Origin of the sequence: Chryseobacterium indologenes (genome assembly GCF_018362995.1) — a bacterium.
GTDB lineage: Bacteria > Bacteroidota > Bacteroidia > Flavobacteriales > Weeksellaceae > Chryseobacterium > Chryseobacterium indologenes_G.
In genome coordinates this window covers 3,842,116-3,858,801 of the sequence record NZ_CP074372.1, presented here as the reverse complement: position 1 = coordinate 3,858,801, position 16,686 = coordinate 3,842,116, and the positions used below count along the sequence as shown (strand labels likewise).

The 16,686-nt window shown below is 36.4% G+C and carries 14 protein-coding genes and 4 tRNA genes; 12 read left to right on the top strand and 6 right to left on the bottom strand.

Annotation, left to right across the window (positions count from 1 at the left end; all coding sequences use genetic code 11):
- The first annotated feature begins 77 nt into the window (after positions 1-77).
- Complete coding sequence (locus tag DYR29_RS17395) at positions 78-1,259, top strand: hypothetical protein (RefSeq protein ID WP_213277861.1); 1,182 nt, start codon at positions 78-80, stop codon at positions 1,257-1,259.
- Positions 1,243-1,824: a hypothetical protein gene (locus DYR29_RS17390; protein ID WP_213277860.1), complete on the top strand. Its 582-nt coding sequence runs from the start codon at positions 1,243-1,245 to the stop codon at positions 1,822-1,824. Before DYR29_RS17395 ends, DYR29_RS17390 begins: the two co-directional genes overlap by 17 nt.
- On the opposite strand, the gene DYR29_RS17385 is transcribed toward DYR29_RS17390, so the two are convergent.
- Together DYR29_RS17385 and DYR29_RS17380 are read right to left on the bottom strand one after the other, a co-directional pair.
- Positions 1,773-2,348 carry a 5-formyltetrahydrofolate cyclo-ligase gene (locus DYR29_RS17385; RefSeq protein ID WP_213277859.1) on the bottom strand — a complete coding sequence of 192 codons (576 nt, stop codon included), beginning with the start codon at positions 2,346-2,348 and terminating at the stop codon, positions 1,773-1,775. The two genes, DYR29_RS17390 and DYR29_RS17385, sit on opposite strands and share 52 nt — an antisense overlap.
- Before the next feature lie 63 nt (positions 2,349-2,411).
- Positions 2,412-3,773 (bottom strand): rhodanese-related sulfurtransferase, encoded by a 1,362-nt coding sequence (locus DYR29_RS17380; RefSeq protein WP_213277858.1) that lies wholly within the window; start codon positions 3,771-3,773, stop codon positions 2,412-2,414.
- A gap of 360 nt (positions 3,774-4,133) precedes the next feature.
- On the opposite strand from DYR29_RS17380, the gene DYR29_RS17375 reads away from it, so the two are divergent.
- Positions 4,134-5,669, top strand: a complete 1,536-nt coding sequence (locus tag DYR29_RS17375) for a trypsin-like peptidase domain-containing protein (protein WP_213277857.1) — start codon at positions 4,134-4,136, stop codon at positions 5,667-5,669.
- 70 nt (positions 5,670-5,739) lie between these two features.
- On the opposite strand, the gene DYR29_RS17370 is transcribed toward DYR29_RS17375, so the two are convergent.
- The 3 genes from DYR29_RS17370 to DYR29_RS17360 form a co-directional block, all read right to left on the bottom strand.
- On the bottom strand, positions 5,740-6,195 hold the full coding sequence (locus tag DYR29_RS17370; protein WP_047422376.1) for a hypothetical protein: 456 nt from the start codon (positions 6,193-6,195) through the stop codon (positions 5,740-5,742).
- Positions 6,195-6,575, bottom strand: a complete 381-nt coding sequence (locus DYR29_RS17365) for a RidA family protein (protein ID WP_034694591.1) — start codon at positions 6,573-6,575, stop codon at positions 6,195-6,197. The genes DYR29_RS17370 and DYR29_RS17365 overlap by 1 nt, the downstream gene beginning before the upstream one ends.
- A 134-nt stretch (positions 6,576-6,709) precedes the next feature.
- Entirely contained in the window at positions 6,710-9,295 is a 2,586-nt protein-coding gene (locus tag DYR29_RS17360) for a putative LPS assembly protein LptD (protein WP_213277856.1), read from the bottom strand.
- Between the two features lie 53 nt (positions 9,296-9,348).
- Between DYR29_RS17360 and DYR29_RS17355 the strand changes: the two genes are divergently transcribed.
- From DYR29_RS17355 to DYR29_RS17315, 9 genes are all read left to right on the top strand, one after another.
- Positions 9,349-10,635 (top strand): N-acetylmuramoyl-L-alanine amidase family protein, encoded by a 1,287-nt coding sequence (locus DYR29_RS17355; RefSeq protein ID WP_213277855.1) that lies wholly within the window; start codon positions 9,349-9,351, stop codon positions 10,633-10,635.
- Between the two features lie 59 nt (positions 10,636-10,694).
- Positions 10,695-10,766 (top strand) — tRNA-Glu (locus DYR29_RS17350).
- Positions 10,767-11,139: 373 nt separating this feature from the next.
- Positions 11,140-11,460 (top strand): hypothetical protein, encoded by a 321-nt coding sequence (locus DYR29_RS17345; RefSeq protein ID WP_047380487.1) that lies wholly within the window; start codon positions 11,140-11,142, stop codon positions 11,458-11,460.
- Positions 11,461-11,526: 66 nt separating this feature from the next.
- Positions 11,527-11,781, top strand: a complete 255-nt coding sequence (gene rpsT, locus DYR29_RS17340) for a 30S ribosomal protein S20 (protein ID WP_002983073.1) — start codon at positions 11,527-11,529, stop codon at positions 11,779-11,781.
- 10 nt (positions 11,782-11,791) lie between these two features.
- Positions 11,792-11,863 (top strand) — tRNA-Glu (locus DYR29_RS17335).
- 82 nt (positions 11,864-11,945) lie between these two features.
- A tRNA-Glu gene (locus DYR29_RS17330) sits at positions 11,946-12,017 on the top strand.
- 63 nt (positions 12,018-12,080) lie between these two features.
- Positions 12,081-12,152, top strand: a tRNA-Glu gene (locus DYR29_RS17325).
- Between the two features lie 345 nt (positions 12,153-12,497).
- Complete coding sequence (locus tag DYR29_RS17320) at positions 12,498-13,262, top strand: T9SS type A sorting domain-containing protein (RefSeq protein ID WP_213277854.1); 765 nt, start codon at positions 12,498-12,500, stop codon at positions 13,260-13,262.
- A 219-nt stretch (positions 13,263-13,481) separates the two neighbouring features.
- Complete coding sequence (locus DYR29_RS17315) at positions 13,482-14,270, top strand: T9SS type A sorting domain-containing protein (RefSeq protein ID WP_213277853.1); 789 nt, start codon at positions 13,482-13,484, stop codon at positions 14,268-14,270.
- Positions 14,271-14,422: 152 nt separating this feature from the next.
- On the opposite strand, the gene DYR29_RS17310 is transcribed toward DYR29_RS17315, so the two are convergent.
- Positions 14,423-16,681 carry a DUF5074 domain-containing protein gene (locus DYR29_RS17310; protein ID WP_213277852.1) on the bottom strand — a complete coding sequence of 753 codons (2,259 nt, stop codon included), beginning with the start codon at positions 16,679-16,681 and terminating at the stop codon, positions 14,423-14,425.
- Positions 16,682-16,686 lie beyond the last annotated feature (5 nt).

The window sequence follows — 16,686 nt, the reverse complement described above, 5'->3', positions numbered from 1 at the left end:
TAATTGTAATACCTTTGTAAAATAGTTTTACAAAAAAACATAACTGATAATCAACAATTTAATTATTTTTTGAAAAATTGACAGATTTAGATCTATTACACTTTGAGCAGCTAAAAAAGGATGTTCAGGGTCAATACTTAAAAGAACATACCCCTTCGCAGGATGATATATCCAAGTGGAAGGGTATTGATATCATATATTTTCAGGAAGACCTGCGCAAAAAAGCAAAAGGTAACATCAGTGAAAAGTCATTTTATACCTATTTCAAAAGTTCACCAGTTACTAAATTACCAAGGATAGACATGCTCAATTTATTGAGTATTTATGCAGGTTACGAGTCTTGGTATGAGTTTAAAAAACTACACCTTTTTGCGGGTGAATTGCTGCAGGAAAATGAAAATCTGGAGGAGGAAGAAATCAATGAACTTGAGAAAACAGTTTCTGCGGCCCCTGAAATTCCAAAAACTGAATTTCAGCCTAAAAAAATCGAAAACACCACTACGGAAAACATTGATTTACAAAAATCAAATACTGAAAATCAACAAGTTAATCAAAACAAAAATACTACTCAGGAAATTGAAATTTCACCTGCTCCGCCAAAGAAAAATTTCTTCAAAAAGAACGCCTGGGCATTGGTTACTTCCGTCTTAATTACAATCACTGGTCTTTTGGGATTTAAAGACGTTCTTTTTTCTAAAACTTATAAGTATTGTTTCATCGATAAAGACAGAGGAGTTTCTGTAATCAACACTTTAGAAATAATGGTGGTGAAGGAAAATGAATCTCCATTGATGTATAAAATAAAACCTGGTGAGTGTTTTTATTATTCTACTAAGGATAAAAATTTGAAAATGCGCATCAGTGCCCCTTTCTATGAACCTTTGGAAGTCAACAGAAACCTTGAGAATGCACCTGAAGAGGAAAAAATAGAACTAAAACCGGATGATTATAAGATGGCTGTGTACTATTTCTCCATAAAAGACATCAAAGGAGGAAATCCGGACGAACAGGTTGCCCTTATTAAGCAGAAAAGAAATCAGCTGGAAAACCTTATCAGCAGTAATGCCGTGATCTATCAGGTATACGACAATGATACCTATGGAATAGAAAGACTGGATAAACAGAAATACATTACTCTGGTAACGACTCCAACAACTTCACTGAAAAACCTGAATGTAATAGAAATGAAAAAGGATATCAAAGGTAAGATTGTATCCATCAAATTTAAAATTGCTACCACAAATGAAAATAATAAGTAATTTTTTAATTTTCACCGTACTTCTGACATTATTTATTGCCTGTAATAATAAAACCTCAGAGGTAAGCGACCTCGATAAGCTACGAAACAGCAACAATGAAAAAAGTTATCCTGCAGTGCAGATGGACAGCATGCAGGCAATTAATTCCATTACCAAACAGAAAGTTCAGGAACTTTTTGACCTGTCTACCCTTTACCTCTCAGGAAACAGAAATACAGAAATAGATACTGTCATTTATTCACAAATGGAAAGCTATTTCCATAAACCGGATTCTTTGACCTTTAAAAGATTACTGAAGGAACTGGATAGCATGAAAGTGAAAACAGCAAAGGTGAGTAACCTGAATGTTTATAAAGAGTTTTATAAAAAGGACACCCTGGACTATGCCAAGTTTAATGTGGAATATTTTGATAACAAAAATAAATCTTTGGGAAGCTTTGAAAAGAACGCACAATATATACTGCTTTCTACTTCCAAGCTCAAAAAGGAATTTAAATTCTACTTTTTAGATTTCTATTCCCAACCACTTAAGAAAGACAGTACTTCGGTAGGAGTAACTAAATAATCGACGGGAATATCTTTTTCCCAGACATCATCCACATATTCTTCGGGGTCAAAGTAATTGACTCCGATTTTTTTGGCCTCTTCCGATATATTCTGGAATAACCCATCATAAAAACCTTTCCCATATCCTACCCTGTTTCCTTTTCTGTCACAGTACAGCAATGGCGTAATCACATATTGAAAGTTATTTTCACCCGAATCTTCATTGGAAACAGGTTCCGAAATCCCCCAACTGTTCGTTTCAAAGACAGTATCTTCAAAGATTTCAATATTAATTAGTTTATCACCTACAATTTTAGGAACATAAACACGGATATTTCTCTCTAAAAAATACTGAATGAAGATTTGGGTATCAATTTCTTTTCTTGCCGGAATCGGGATGAAAATATGCACCGTCTCTCCTTCCTGAGGGTTAAAATGATGAATGAAATTTTCAAAAACTTTCTCAGATAACAAGAAAACCTCATCTGGAGACAAGGCTTTTCTTTTTTGAGTATATTTTTTTCTAAGCTCAGCTTTTAGCATAATTATTAAGTTGTTTTGACTGAAATAATTGTTACCCGACAGGCTTTGAAGTTTTATTGTTAACTATGCGTTTTGCACAATTCTGTACAGTTTATCAGATAAGCGAACTCTGAATGGAAGCTCAAAAGTAACCTGATCACCAATATTTGCAGTTTCACAAGGACCACCATTGGCATAGATTTCAGTAATGGTTACTTCCTGTTCTCCTGTTGTAGGACCGGAAATTAATACTTTATCTCCAACTGACAAGTCTTTATGTTCAATTAAGAACTGTGCAATTTTTGATTTTGAGAAATAATGCTCTGCTTTTCCAATCAATTCCTTTTTAACAGCAATCTTCTGACGGATATTCTTTGTTTCGGCTTTTGCTAAAGGTTTATCAGATAAATCTCCTGAATTTTTGAATTTCAAGGCATCAGACTTTCCTTTTCTGAATACTTTATTTCCAACCTGCAGTCCTTTTCTTAGTTTCACCTGTTCATCCCAAGGCAGATGAATCGTATCCAGGCATTCTGTAGAACAGCAGTTTTCCATTGCAGCTTTACATTCATCACATTGGATAAATAAAAGGTGACATGCATCATTAGCACAGTTGGTATGGTTATCACATGGTTTTCCACACTGGTGGCATTGTGCAATAATATCGTCTGTAATTCTTTCCCCTAAACGGTGGTCAAATACGAAGTTTTTACCAATAAACTTACTTTCTATTCCTTCCTCTTTGATCTGGCGGGTATACTCAATGATTCCCCCTTCCAATTGGTAAACATTTTTAAAGCCCTGATGTTTGAAGTAAGCACTGGCTTTTTCGCAACGGATTCCTCCGGTACAGTACATCAAAAGGTTTTTATCTTCTTTAAAGTCTTGTAACTGTTCATTGATAATCGGTAAACTTTCTCTGAAATTTTCCACATCAGGAGTAATTGCTCCTTCAAAGTGACCTACTTCACTTTCATAGTGATTTCTGAAGTCTACAACAATTGTATTCGGATCTTCAAGTAAATTATTGAACTCCTGAGCTTTTAAGTGAATTCCTTTATTGGTAACATCAAAAGTTTCGTCGTTCAAACCGTCAGCAACAATTTTATTTCTAACCTTAATTGTCAATTTTAAAAAAGAATAGTTATCCTGGTCCACAGCGACATTCAAACGGATTCCTTTCATAAAATCATAAACTTCCAGCGTATTTCGGAAAGCCTCAAACTGATCTGCAGGAACACTCATCTGAGCATTAATTCCTTCTTTTGCTACATAAATACGGCCAAGTGCATCCAGTGCATTCCAGGCTATAAATAATTCGTCGCGAAATTTTTGGGTATCTTCAATTTTGGCATACGCATAGAAAGACAAAGTAAGACGGTCTTTACCGGCTTCATCAATAAGTTGAGCTCTTTCTTCTGCGCTTAAGGTGTTATACAGTTGCATGCTATAAACGTTTTAAGTGAGAATAAAATTTTTGCAAAGATAATCATTTTGAATTAAGTATCTTTATGACACAAATCACAGGAAGTTAATAATGAGCCGTCAACATTGAATAATTCGCAATAAATAATAAAAAAAAGAACCACTTTATATGCTATAACTGACATATTTTCTTTAATTTTTTTTTAAGTTTTGTTAATCTTGGCATTAACAATTACGACATAAGGTATAAAATGACATAATAGCCGTTAAATTTTAGTTAAAATTGAAACATAGCATACTAATTGCTTACTTATTTAACATTAAATTTGTTTACTCAAAAACATAAAAAAGAAATTAATTAATAAACAAGAAAGATATACAATGAAGAGTACTTTAAAAAAACTATTACCATTTGCAGTAGTAGGAGTAATTTCCGGAGCTACTACCGTTGGAGCCATACAATATTTAGGACACAACTCCAACAATGGAGATCAATCTTACTTCACAACTTCAGCACCTAATACCTCATTCGCAGGAATGAATACAGGAGCAGTAGGCGATGATTTTGTGAAAGCAGCTAAAACAACTGTTCCGGCTGTAGTTACCATCAAAAATTACCAAAGCAGAACAGCAAGCAGAGCTTCTGAGCAGGATTTATTTGACTTTTTCTTCGGGGATCCTTTCGGGGGAAGAGGCCAGGGCCAGCAGAGACAAAAGCAGCAACAAGCTCCTGACAATATGCCATCGGGAATGGGTTCAGGTGTTATTATCTCGCCGGACGGTTACATTATTTCCAATAACCACGTGGTAGCAGGTGCCAATAAACTGGAAGTCGTATTAAGCAACAAAAAATCATATATCGCTACTTTAGTAGGAACTGACCCAAATACAGATATCTCTCTATTAAAGATTGAAGAAAAAGGTCTTCCTTACTTAAATTTCGCAAATTCTGACAATATTGACGTAGGACAATGGGTACTTGCGGTAGGAAATCCACTTGGATTAAACTCAACGGTAACTGCAGGTATTGTTTCTGCTAAAGGAAGAGGGATCGGAATTTTAAGCAGCCAGGGAAAAGCAGCTAATCCTATTGAAAGCTTTATCCAGACGGATGCTGCGATCAACCCGGGTAACTCAGGAGGAGCATTGGTGAATACCAATGGAGAACTTATCGGAATCAACTCTGCAATCCAGTCTACTACAGGATATTATCAGGGATACGGATTTGCAGTTCCATCTAACTTAGCCAGAAAAATTGTTGAGGATATCAAGAAATTCGGAATTGTACAGAGAGGGTTCTTAGGGGTTCAGTCTCTAGATCTTTCGAATGATCAGTTGGTAACTTCTTACAATCAGCAATATAAAACGAATCTAAAAGTAGGATCTGGAATCTATATCACAGGATTTGGCGAGAACAGCGGTGCAGAAGATGCAGGCTTGAAAAAAGGAGATGTTATCACCAAAGTAGACACCTACGATATCACAGACTTTGCGGATCTTTCTATGTCCATCGGAAGCAAACGCCCGGGTGATAAAGTACAGGTAACTTATTTAAGAAATGGTAAAGAAGGCACTACTAACGTAACGCTTAGAGACCAGAAAGGAGGTACTTCTACAAGAACAAAAGCGGATCTTAGTGTAACTGAAAAAATCGGATCAGAATTCCAAAGCATTGATGACAGAACGAAGGCTTATTATGGCTTAAATAGCGGAGTTGTTGCTAAAAATGTTATAGAAGGAAGTGAAATGGCTAAAGCAGGAATTGTAGACGGTTATATCATCACAGAAATCAATGGTAAGCCAGTAAATTCACAGAAAGATGTGGAAAGTTTACTGAATAAATTCTCCGGAACCGCACAGATAAAATACATGGACGACTACGGAAGAAATTACCAGAGAGGATTCAAAATGCCTTAATAAGAAAACTAAATTAGTTTTTCATATCAACAAAAAAACGCTGCAGATCTCTGCAGCGTTTTTTTATTATTTATTTAGGCTTATTCATTTTTTCAGCAATCCTTTTCTGCTTGTTCCGCTCATAAATCACTTCTACAATTTTACCTCCAATCCAGGAAAACGGAAAGAACGTAAGGAAAATAGAGATCTTATAAAATGTAGGATGGTAAGGAAATATAATCACATCCAGCATCGCAATAAAGAGCATAATAAAACCGATCAGAATAGCATAAGCTACTTTAGCATATTTAACGATGATAGCTGTTGCCACTCCTCCAATGGTAGTTCCCAATCCGGAAATAAACAACAGGAAGCCGAAAAAGGCCTGATCATCTTTCATACTGAAAAGAAACCTCTGCCAGTGCTCAAACGGAGCAAAAGCATCAAAAGTAACCCATTGCGGAAAAGCCCTTATACCAAGAGTAATAATAAGCCCTGCAATACCAAGACCTACCAGAACCGCAATTGTATTTCTTATAAAATTCATTAATCCTGATGTGCGATCATAGAAATTTCGATATCCACATTTTTAGGCAGGCAAGAAACCTGTACAGTTTCACGGGCAGGATAGCTTTCTGAATCTAAGTAAGAAGCATAGATATCATTCATTACAGCAAAATCATCCATACTCTTAAGGAAGATTGTTGCTTTTACAACGTTTTTGAAAGTCATTCCGGCTTCAGTAAGAATTGCCTCAAGGTTTTTCATTACCTGGTGCGTTTCTTTTTCAATTCCTTCTACCAGTTTACCAGTTGCAGGATCTACAGGAATCTGTCCGGAGATATACAAAACTCCGTTTGCCATATTAGCTTGTGAATAAGGCCCGATAGCTGCAGGTGCATTAACTGTGTTGATGATTTGTTTCATAGCGGATATTTATTTTTTTTCTAAGGTCATATGTCATCACTTTTGCCGGTAAGAAAATTCTGCCAGCAGTGATTTCATTAGAATCTATTTTGGTTGCAAATATAAAATTTATATTCTCAAATCCCAATCTGATATTAGAAAGGTGCATTAGGCTGAGTAAAGCTTCTGTCTTTGTACTTCAATGCGTCACTTAAGATATTGGCTTTGATACCGATAAAGAAGTCATACACTTTATACTGTCCAAAAGGAACCCAGTTGAAATTGATCGTAAAGCTTCGCTGATCTCTTGAAAAACCAATTCTTGTATACGCCAATTCTTTAGTCACCATATCATAATGCGTACTTCCTGTGATATTCCAGAAAGGAGTAAGCTTAAGACTCCCGTCTAATCCTATGGAAGCAATCTTATTGGCAAATCTGCTCAGTCCTTTTGAATAGGCATAATTGGCACTGATGTTTAAAGTCCATGCCTGATCAAAATGGGCATAATGATCATCATCAAAATAATAATTTTCATTTCGGACCTCCCCTTTTGAAGAATATTTTTTAGCATAATCTGTTTTCTCTCCAAAAATTTCGCTGCTTAAAGGATAAGACAGCTGAACATTGAATCCCTGTACACTGAAGTGCCCGAACTGTTCTGTTCTTACCCCAGTATCCTGACCGGAAGAGAAATCGATTTTATAAGGTTCCAGTGCAAGGCTGGTATTTACTGTAAGCTTATTATTAAAGAATGAAGACTGCCCGTTGATTGAGAACACAGACCAAGGGTGATCATTCGCAGCAAAGTTGTAGCTTCCTGAAAGGTTTAAAGACTCAAATATCTTAATTTTTTTCACTCCTGTAGAATCACTCTTCGATTTTACTTTCATCTCGATATTGTTACCGATATTAAAACCTAAAGCTCCCTGCATGCCACTTGACGGACTTCCTATTATTCCTTTCTCGAAAATAGAATAAGGAGTCAACGCTCCGGTTGCATTGTAATAATTTTTATAATATCCGAAATTAGGACTTGAAAAATCCGGAGAGTATGTAAAGCTTACACTTGGTGTCATCATATGTCTTACCGCTTCTACTGCAGACCCTTTTTTGAATTTCATCATTCCGAAAAGCGTAGTCTGAAGACTGGCAGAAGTAGAGAATGTAGAATATCCTGTGAAGTTCTTATTGATCTCATCCACTGTTACGTTCTTTACCGGATCATAGAATCTGTTCAGTGTTTTTGTAGTCAATGCATTATCGATATTCGCACTTAAACTGAACGTGAAATATTTTGCCACTGTGGTATTGGTAGCCAACGCGATATTGTTTTTAAGTCCCGTCTGCATTTTGTCCCACATTTCTTTTTTAAACAGTTCGTTCTCCTGAGTATTAACGAAATTGGTAAGGTTGAAACCTGTATTCACCGTAATATTTTCAAGAAGTCCCTGTCTTATTCCTGTTCTTGATTTAAACAGATAAAACTGATTGATCGCTACATTCATCTGTGGAAGACGAAGATCTGCCAATCCGGTTGCAAAGTTCTGTGAATAAGAAGCCGTTCCTGTAATTGTTGCCGGAAGTTTCAGAAATCTTTTGGTAAGGGTTACCGTAGAGTTCTGCTGGGTATTCAATACATTCTGGTTAAAGATATAGTTGTTGTTAAGCGGGTTGTTATAAAACTTTGTACTTACGATATCCACAGAAGCACTGAATGTAAGGAAAGGATTGGCTTTAGAATCCTGAGAGTGCGTCCAGTTGATTCTATATGTACTGTTTTTGGTATAATCGTCCAGTCCCTTAATACCTCTTACCATGGTTCCAATATCCGCTGTAAAGTTTCCGGAGTAACGGTACTTCTTCTGATAATTTACCTGAGGACGTAAGTTCCAGCTTCCTTTTGTGTAGATATCAGCAAGAACCTTCAGGTCAAAGTGCTCTCCAATCGGCTGGTAATACCCTATTCCGTTAAGGAAAAAACCTACATCTTCCCTTTCCCCGAAACTTGGAATCAGGATACCCGCTGCTCTTTTATCTGAAAACGGTAAAATAGCAAACGGAAGGTAAAGAGGGGTAGGAACCTGCTCGATAAACATCTGGATAGGCCCTGTAACAATTTGGGATTTTGTTTTAGTTTTAATCAGCTTGATATTATAAGCTCTCATAAAATAATCCGCAGCCGTATCTTTTTTCTTAATGAAATAATCATCCGTGGTATAATCCGCTTTTCTCATCGCGAATACGGAGTCGTTATATTTTTTTGTCTTCTGAGCTATAATTACTCCTTCGCTTTCTTCTGTTCTTGCATTGAAGGCGATGGCCTGTTTGGTTTTTGTGTTATAGCTGAATTCGTTGGTTTCGTATTTCTTCCCGGCCTGTGTAGTGATTACAGGCTCAATGATTTTCCCTAAAGAATCCTGCTTTCCTCTGGCGTAGATCAGATTTTTATTATCATCTATCGAAATATAGTCTGCATCAATCTGCATATCCTGATACTTCACCTGTGCATTTTTGTTCAGAAAAGTCATCTTTTTGGGGATGTCTCTTCTCTGATCATCAGCTTTTGTGCGAAGAACATCTTCCAAAGTTTCTTTTTTTACAACTATGGTATCCTTTTTGGAAATAGTATCATTAACCGCATTTTTAGGCAATTTTTCAGGAGTTTTCTGTGCTAAAAAATTGTTAAAAATTAGGATAATTAAAATTTGTAATATATTTTTGAGGACGGTTTTGGCCAATTTTATTATATATAATTAAGGCCCAAAATTAATATAATTTTTATAACTGTAAGATGCACAAACAAAATTTTAAAATAATTTTATCATTTCTCCTTATCCTTACCAGCAACTTTATTTTCTCTCAGAAGAAGTTTACTATCGTTCTGGATGCGGGACACGGAGGAAGTGATCATGGGGCCAACAGGACCTATTCTGATATCGGAAGAGTCGCGGAAAAAGACATTACACTTGCCATTACGTTAAAAGTAGGCGCAATGTTAGAGAAAAACAGAGATTTCAAAGTTATATATACCCGTAAGATCGACGAGTATCCTTCTCTATCTGACAGGACCAATCTGGCCAACAGGAGCAAAGCAGATCTATTTATATCGATTCACTGTAATTCTTCCCAAAGACCTACAGCTTATGGTACAGAAACGTATGTACAGGGACCTAACCAGAATAACGAGAATCTTGAAGTAGCCAAAAGGGAAAATGATGTGATCTTTCTGGATGAAAAAGATAAGCAGACCTTCGGATCTTATAACCCTGATTCTCCGGAGTCATTGATTGCCTTAAAACTTCAGCAGAACAAATATCTCGAATCTAGTCTTCTTTTGGGAGGATTGGTAGAGGATAACTTTGTAAATAAAGATAAACGTTCTTCAAGAGGAGTTTTCCAAAAAAACCTTCACGTTCTCCGTATGAATGCCATGCCGTCTGTATTAATAGAAACAGGTTTCATCAACCATCCGGAAGAGAGTCATTATATTGCTTCAGACAAAGGACAGACTGAAATTGCAGAAAGTATTTACAATGCTATCATTGATTATAAAAAAGCTGTTGACAGAAAATCCGGTGGTTCTATTGCTGTCAGAAAGCCAGAGCCTGAAAAACCGGCAGAAGTTCCTTTGAAAAATGATTTCAGAATTCTATTGATGAGTTCGCCTACGAAATACAATGAAAATGATCCTGCCCTGAAAGGACTGAACTATATCCTTACTCTTAAGGAGAACGGGCAATACAAGTATTACTATGCTGTAACCAATATGGCTTCCGTAAAAGATATCAATCTTAAAACAGCTAAGGATGCAGGCTTTAGAAATGCTTTTGCCGTAGGATTTATGCCTAATCAAAGGATTAACATGGGATATTATACGATAGAAGTATATACCGGGGATAAGCTGAATGGCAATTCTTATATCCTTCAGAACCTGAAAGATGTAGAAAGAGAGAAAGACAATGGCGTTTTTTATTATACCTATGGAAAAGTATACACGTTGGAAGATGCAGTAAAACTTCAAAAGGAACTTGAAGCTAAAGGTGTCAAAAACACAGTGATACAAAAAGTGTATAAATAATTAAAAAAAATAATTTTGAAGTTAAAAAGTTAATGATTACTTTTGCAACCTCAAAATTTGGCCTATTCGTCTAGTGGTCAGGACTCAAGATTTTCATTCTTGCAACAGGGGTTCGATTCCCCTATAGGCTACAAATTTACAAACCTTTAACGGACTCGTTAAAGGTTTTTTTATGGCTTATTTTTCGTTGTATTTTACTTTCAAAATTAATCCGGATATTTTTTAAGAACTCTATTAAGGTTAATATTCTCAGGATTTTTTATCATGTTCTGACAAAATGATTAGAAATTGTGACATTCTAACAACCTGAAAATTACTATCATTATAATATAGAGCCTTTACTTTTATTGTAAAAATTCATTCCCTTTATGTTATATGTCACAAAAGCATTATATTTGCAAAAATTTTAGCCATGGTTGGTCACCCAAATATGGCTGCACTGATGAAAAATAATATTGATAAATCATTGTTTGTAGTTTTCTACAGGCTACCAAATTTTATATCATGCCGGATTTAAAAATACAAGAAGCGAAATTGCTTTTTAAGAAAATCCACTCTAACCCAAAAAGTTATGATTTACAAATCAATGAAGACGGGATTACAGGCAGAGATGATAAAATCAGTTTCAGACTTTACAGGACTGGAGAGAGGGTTGCTTTTGAAGTAACAATTGACGGACTCACTTTCACCAACACGACTGGAGAATGGAACAATGCATTGATCATGCTGGGAAATACGATCAAAAAATTAGAAAAAGAACAAGAAAATTTAAAAATAGAACAGGCAATAAATAAACTAAGAAAGTACCTTTCAGAAGAAAATTAAAATTTTTGAAAATAAATTTGGTAGTTTTAAAAAAAGTTTATAGTTTTGCACTCACATTTAAACGATATGGCAAATCATAAATCAGCACTAAAAAGAATCAGACAAAACGAAACTAGAAGACTTCGTAACAGATATTACCACAAGACTGCTAGAACAGCTTTAAAAGCTTTAAGAAATGAAGAGAACAAAGCTGCTGCTACAGAACAACTGCCAAAAGTTATCGCTTTATTGGATAAATTAGCTAAGAAAAATATTATCCACAAGAACAAAGCAGCTAACTTGAAAAGCAAATTGACAAAGCACGTTAATAAATTAGCGTAAAAATATAGCTGGCCCGTTCGTCTATCGGTTAGGACCTCAGATTTTCATTCTGGTAAGAGGGGTTCGATTCCCCTACGGGCTACTTACATCTTATAAGACCACTGTAACAACGGTGGTTTTATAAAGATCACGGTAGAAAAAAGCTATATTAAATAAATCTAACCGGCCCGTTCGTCTATCGGTTAGGACCTCAGATTTTCATTCTGGTAAGAGGGGTTCGATTCCCCTACGGGCTACAAGTAAGAGTTGATACTTATAAAAACAAAACTAACACATTATTTCGGTAGTGGAAGATAGAGGGCCCGTTCGTCTATCGGTTAGGACCTCAGATTTTCATTCTGGTAAGAGGGGTTCGATTCCCCTACGGGCTACAAAAGGACTTTTTCGAAAGTCCTTTTTTCGTTTTTATACATATTTCAGACAATCTTTATCCGGCAATATCTTATTCATTTGATCACCGGATCACCTGAATTACTATGCTACCCTTCCATTTTGGGAATTCTTCATTGAATTACACCTGACAATGTCAACAAGAGTTGTTCTTCAATTTCACATCTACATCTTATACAATTCAATTGAATCAACAGTCTGTCCCCCCCTATAACAGAGCTATATTAAATTTTATTTAAAATATCACCAATAATGGAAATATTATTTTTTACTTGGTCTATTAATCCTTAAATTTGGCTAAAACTATTCACAATAAAATAAATAACATGAAAATTAATTTACATTCGGGGAACTTTAAGGCTGGATTAATGGCTTTATTTTTATTTTCAGCCAGCACATTATCTTTTGCACAAAACAGAATTTACGCACACGCTCAGAGCTCAGGTGTATTTGGAGTTGCATGCCTGGGATGCCGTATAGATAACCCTTTAAAAGCAGTTGGATATAACGAGGATGACTATTCAACAATGGTGCTGGGAACAGCTTTATTAGGGGGAATTCAACAGACCTTGATTTTCCCTGATCTGAGATCAGATACAAGGCTGGTTGTAGGAATCGGAACAGATAATATCCCGTTATCTGTACAGTTATTAAGCGGAGTAACTCTTGAAACCATGAATGGAGGCACTTCTAATGACGACCGCAGAACAATAGATGTAAGTCTTCTTAAACTGGGAGCAATACCCAACAGAGGAACAGTAGAATTCAAGCCGTCAAAACCTTATGACGGGATCAGAATAGGTCTGACAGGAGGCGTACTAAGCCTGGGCGGAGGATTCAGAATTTATTACGCTTATCAGGATCCATTGATCAGCATTATGGCTCACAGCCAAAACGGTCAGATTACTCTTGGAGGAAATGTTCCGGTAGAAGGTTCAGAAGTCACATTATACAATACATCCGGAAAAGAAGTATTCCGCTCTACATTAAAATCAAACACTTTTGAACCCAGACAATCTGAAGGTGTTTATATTATCAATGTGCAAACTAAGGAAGGGAAAACATATTCGAGAAAAATTTTAATTAAATAATTAAATAAACGATACAACAATGCGGCAGACTTTTGAGCTGTCGCTTTTTTGTATTCATTTTCAGAGAAATACGAAAAACAATTTCATTAAATAAAATAAATTCATAATTATAAATATCAACAAATTATTAACATTTCACATAAATATGAAATAAAATAAGCAACATAATCATTTTATTTATAAATTTACATAAAGCTAAAACCCAAAATTTTTCTACATATGAAAACTTATTTATTACTTGGCCAACGCACTATGAAAGCTGCAGCTTTGGCATCATTCCTATTTTTAACAAGCACAATGTCTTTTGCACAGATTGTGAAAACCTATGCAAGCAGCCAAACCAATCAGGTATTGGGAGTATGCTTAGGCTGTGGAGTATTGAATCCTCAAAATGCAGTAGGAAGTAACGAAAATGACTACTCAACGATCCAGGTTTCAGTAGGTCTTCTGGCGAGAACGGAACAGACATTGATCTTCCCAACGACCAATATCGCCAACAACACCAATAAGCTTGTTATTGGAATTGGTTCAAATGGTACTCCACTATCTGCTCAGGTATTGGGAGGTGTGTCAATTGAGACATTCAATGGAGAGGTTTCCAATAACGACCGCCAAAGCCTGAATAACAATCTGATCAACCTTGGAGCAGGAGACCCAAGCAAAGGTGAGATTGAGCTTACAATGAACATTCCTTTTGACCGTATCAAAATCAATGTGAATTCAGGATTACTGAATATTGGTGGTGAGCTTAGAGTATACTACGGATATCAGTACAAAGATCCGTTCATCAATTTCATGGCTCACAGCCAGAATGGACAGTTTACACTTGACAAAAATATTTCTGCACAAGGTTCGGAGGTTAGTCTGACCAATACTTCAGGAAAAGAGGTATTCCGTTCCAAGCTGACATCCAATACATTTGAAACCAAGCAGCCACAAGGAGTATATATTATGAACCTTACTACAAAAGAAGGAAAAACATACTCTAAAAAGGTGATCATCAAATAAGGAAGATCCATAACAGATCAACCCGGCAAGCTTTTCAAGCTTGCCGGGTTTTTTATAGGGGTAATGTATTATTCTGCATGATATTCACTTCATTAAAAAACCCTGACCAAAACTGGCCAGGGTTATATTAACAAGATTTATCTAAAATAGTATTAGTTTTTGATTACTTTTTGTTGATATACTGCTTTATCTGTAACTGCTTTCAAAATATAAATACCTTTTGGAAGTGCACTTACATTGATTTGTCCGTTGTTCAGCTGTACATTAATCATTCTTCCTGAAGCATCATACATAGAAACATTCTGGATTTTCTCCTGAGTTTTAAGAGTAAGGATATCGGTAACCGGATTCGGATAAATACCGAATTCAAGTTTTTTCACTTCAGAAATTGCCAAAGTAGTTCCTAAACTGTTTACACTCAACGTTTTTTCAACCAACTTACCGTTTGAGTTAAAGCTGATCACAATCTCAGAAGTTCCTGAAACAAGAGGTGTCAAAACCAATTCATCATTTTCATTAATCGCTGCGGAAACTGCTGTAGGATTACTGTTTGATTTGATAGATTTCACTACGGATACCGCCATATTATCAGCATCGGAAATTATTGTTTTCAGATCAATTGCAGTAGTACTTGCTGCTGTAAGCTGTGAAGGCAAAGTATTGCTTACCACAGGAACTGAATTATTGGTAAATACTGTCAGTGAAGGGAACCAGTAGTAATCATTCAACGTTTTTGTATTGATAAGAGTTCCGCTCATATTATAAGTATGAATCCAGTTTTTCTGATAGTGCGCACCGTATCCGCTTTCTGTTGTATTCAGAACAAGTTCTCCGGTAACAGGGTTTACACGAAGTGCCGCACCATAAGGAATCTGCTTAAACTGTCCTGTCTGCCCAGGAATGGCAGCAAAGTTTTCGTTAAATGTTTTCGTTGTAACATCAAATCTTACAATCTGTGTTCCTGAACTCCAGCTGCTGATTGAATTAATCCAGTATAAAGCATTTTCTTTATTACTTGCTGTAAATCTTCCTGCATGCCATGCTCCCCAGTCTCCGATATATTTGGTCGTAGGAATATTATAAGCCTGCGTTGCAAAAGTAGTAGGATTGATGCTGATCAGCTTCTGATCCTGAATTCCCCATACACTTCCGTCTTTAGCCTGAACCACTGAGTAGAAACCTCCTGCAATTGTACTGATCACGGTATCTGTATTAGGGTTAATTACTAAAATCCCAACTCCTTGTTTCACCGCAAATACATATTGCGAAGTACGGATCATATTTCCAATCTGTCCGTTACCACTTGTTCCCGCAATCAGGGAACCTACCTGCAGATTGTCAATATTGAAAAGAACAATTCCGGTAGAAGTACCAATATATCCTTTATGTTCGTTCACTCCCACAAATGATCTTCCGTCTCCGCCACCAATTGTATTAAAGCCGGCAATTTTCTGCATAGTCTGCGCATTGGCAACCACAAGTCTTCCACCTGGAGTATATTGAGTATCTCCTCCATCGGCAGCCTGTTTTGATACAAAATAGAATTTATCACCATAGATTGTTCCGTATTGTGTAGTTGCACCAAAAGCCTGATTGTTATTTGCGTTACTGTACACACGGTAATTGATCTGACCATTATTCTCAATGAAGTTTACAGAACCGTTAGTATGTCCAAACCATTCTTCGTTCACCATGAAGTATCCGTTAGTAAAGTTATTGGAAGCTACATACGGAGAAACGGGAGTAATGGTAGAGGATACAGGTGTTTGACTAAAGCCTACATTAAAGTTCCAGACATCCCATGAACCATTTTCCAATACACGTGAAGAAGCACCTACGCTAGAATATCCGAAATCAGCATCAGCAGGATTCTTTACCCAATAAGACCAATATCCGTTAACCGTCCATCCGGACTGCCAATGATCGTTAGCGGCATCTACGATGGTATAGCTGTCGAAATCATACGCTGTAGTGTTGACAAAACCATTCACCGGATATAACGGATAAGTGGTATTTCCACTTTTGATCAAAGCATTGGTCCCTTGACCGTTCAGGTCAAAACCAATTCCTCCAACAGCCGATCCAAATTGCGTTCCCTGATACAGCAATGTGTATAGTCTGTGGTCTGCTTTAGCAATCGCTTTAAGCATATCTTCACCTGTAGCATTTCCATCCCATTTGAATCCCCACACCATCGCATCAGGATTTTTACTGTCGTTCCACTGTACTACAAAAGCAGCCTGGTTGGCTCCCGATCCTACCCAATACTGAATATCAGAAAAACTGATTGTAGTGGTATTAAGATTGCTGATCCCTGAAATATCATTTCTGGGAACACCCTGAACTTTTATCTGTGCATTTGATAGGCATGCAAACAGAAAAAGCATCATAAAAAGATAAAACTTTTTCATTTTTT

Bases quoted from the DNA above. Each gene is read 5' to 3' on its own strand.
- DYR29_RS17390 (WP_213277860.1), top strand. From the start codon at position 1,243: ATGAAAATAATAAGTAATTTTTTAATTTTCACCGTACTTCTGACATTA.
- DYR29_RS17385 (WP_213277859.1), bottom strand. From the start codon at position 2,348: ATGCTAAAAGCTGAGCTTAGAAAAAAATATACTCAAAAAAGAAAAGCC.
- DYR29_RS17380 (WP_213277858.1), bottom strand. From the start codon at position 3,773: ATGCAACTGTATAACACCTTAAGCGCAGAAGAAAGAGCTCAACTTATT.
- DYR29_RS17375 (WP_213277857.1), top strand. From the start codon at position 4,134: ATGAAGAGTACTTTAAAAAAACTATTACCATTTGCAGTAGTAGGAGTA.
- DYR29_RS17370 (WP_047422376.1), bottom strand. From the start codon at position 6,195: ATGAATTTTATAAGAAATACAATTGCGGTTCTGGTAGGTCTTGGTATT.
- DYR29_RS17365 (WP_034694591.1), bottom strand. From the start codon at position 6,575: ATGAAACAAATCATCAACACAGTTAATGCACCTGCAGCTATCGGGCCT.
- DYR29_RS17355 (WP_213277855.1), top strand. From the start codon at position 9,349: ATGCACAAACAAAATTTTAAAATAATTTTATCATTTCTCCTTATCCTT.
- DYR29_RS17345 (WP_047380487.1), top strand. From the start codon at position 11,140: ATGCCGGATTTAAAAATACAAGAAGCGAAATTGCTTTTTAAGAAAATC.
- rpsT (WP_002983073.1), top strand. From the start codon at position 11,527: ATGGCAAATCATAAATCAGCACTAAAAAGAATCAGACAAAACGAAACT.
- DYR29_RS17320 (WP_213277854.1), top strand. From the start codon at position 12,498: ATGAAAATTAATTTACATTCGGGGAACTTTAAGGCTGGATTAATGGCT.
- DYR29_RS17315 (WP_213277853.1), top strand. From the start codon at position 13,482: ATGAAAACTTATTTATTACTTGGCCAACGCACTATGAAAGCTGCAGCT.
- DYR29_RS17310 (WP_213277852.1), bottom strand. From the start codon at position 16,681: ATGAAAAAGTTTTATCTTTTTATGATGCTTTTTCTGTTTGCATGCCTA.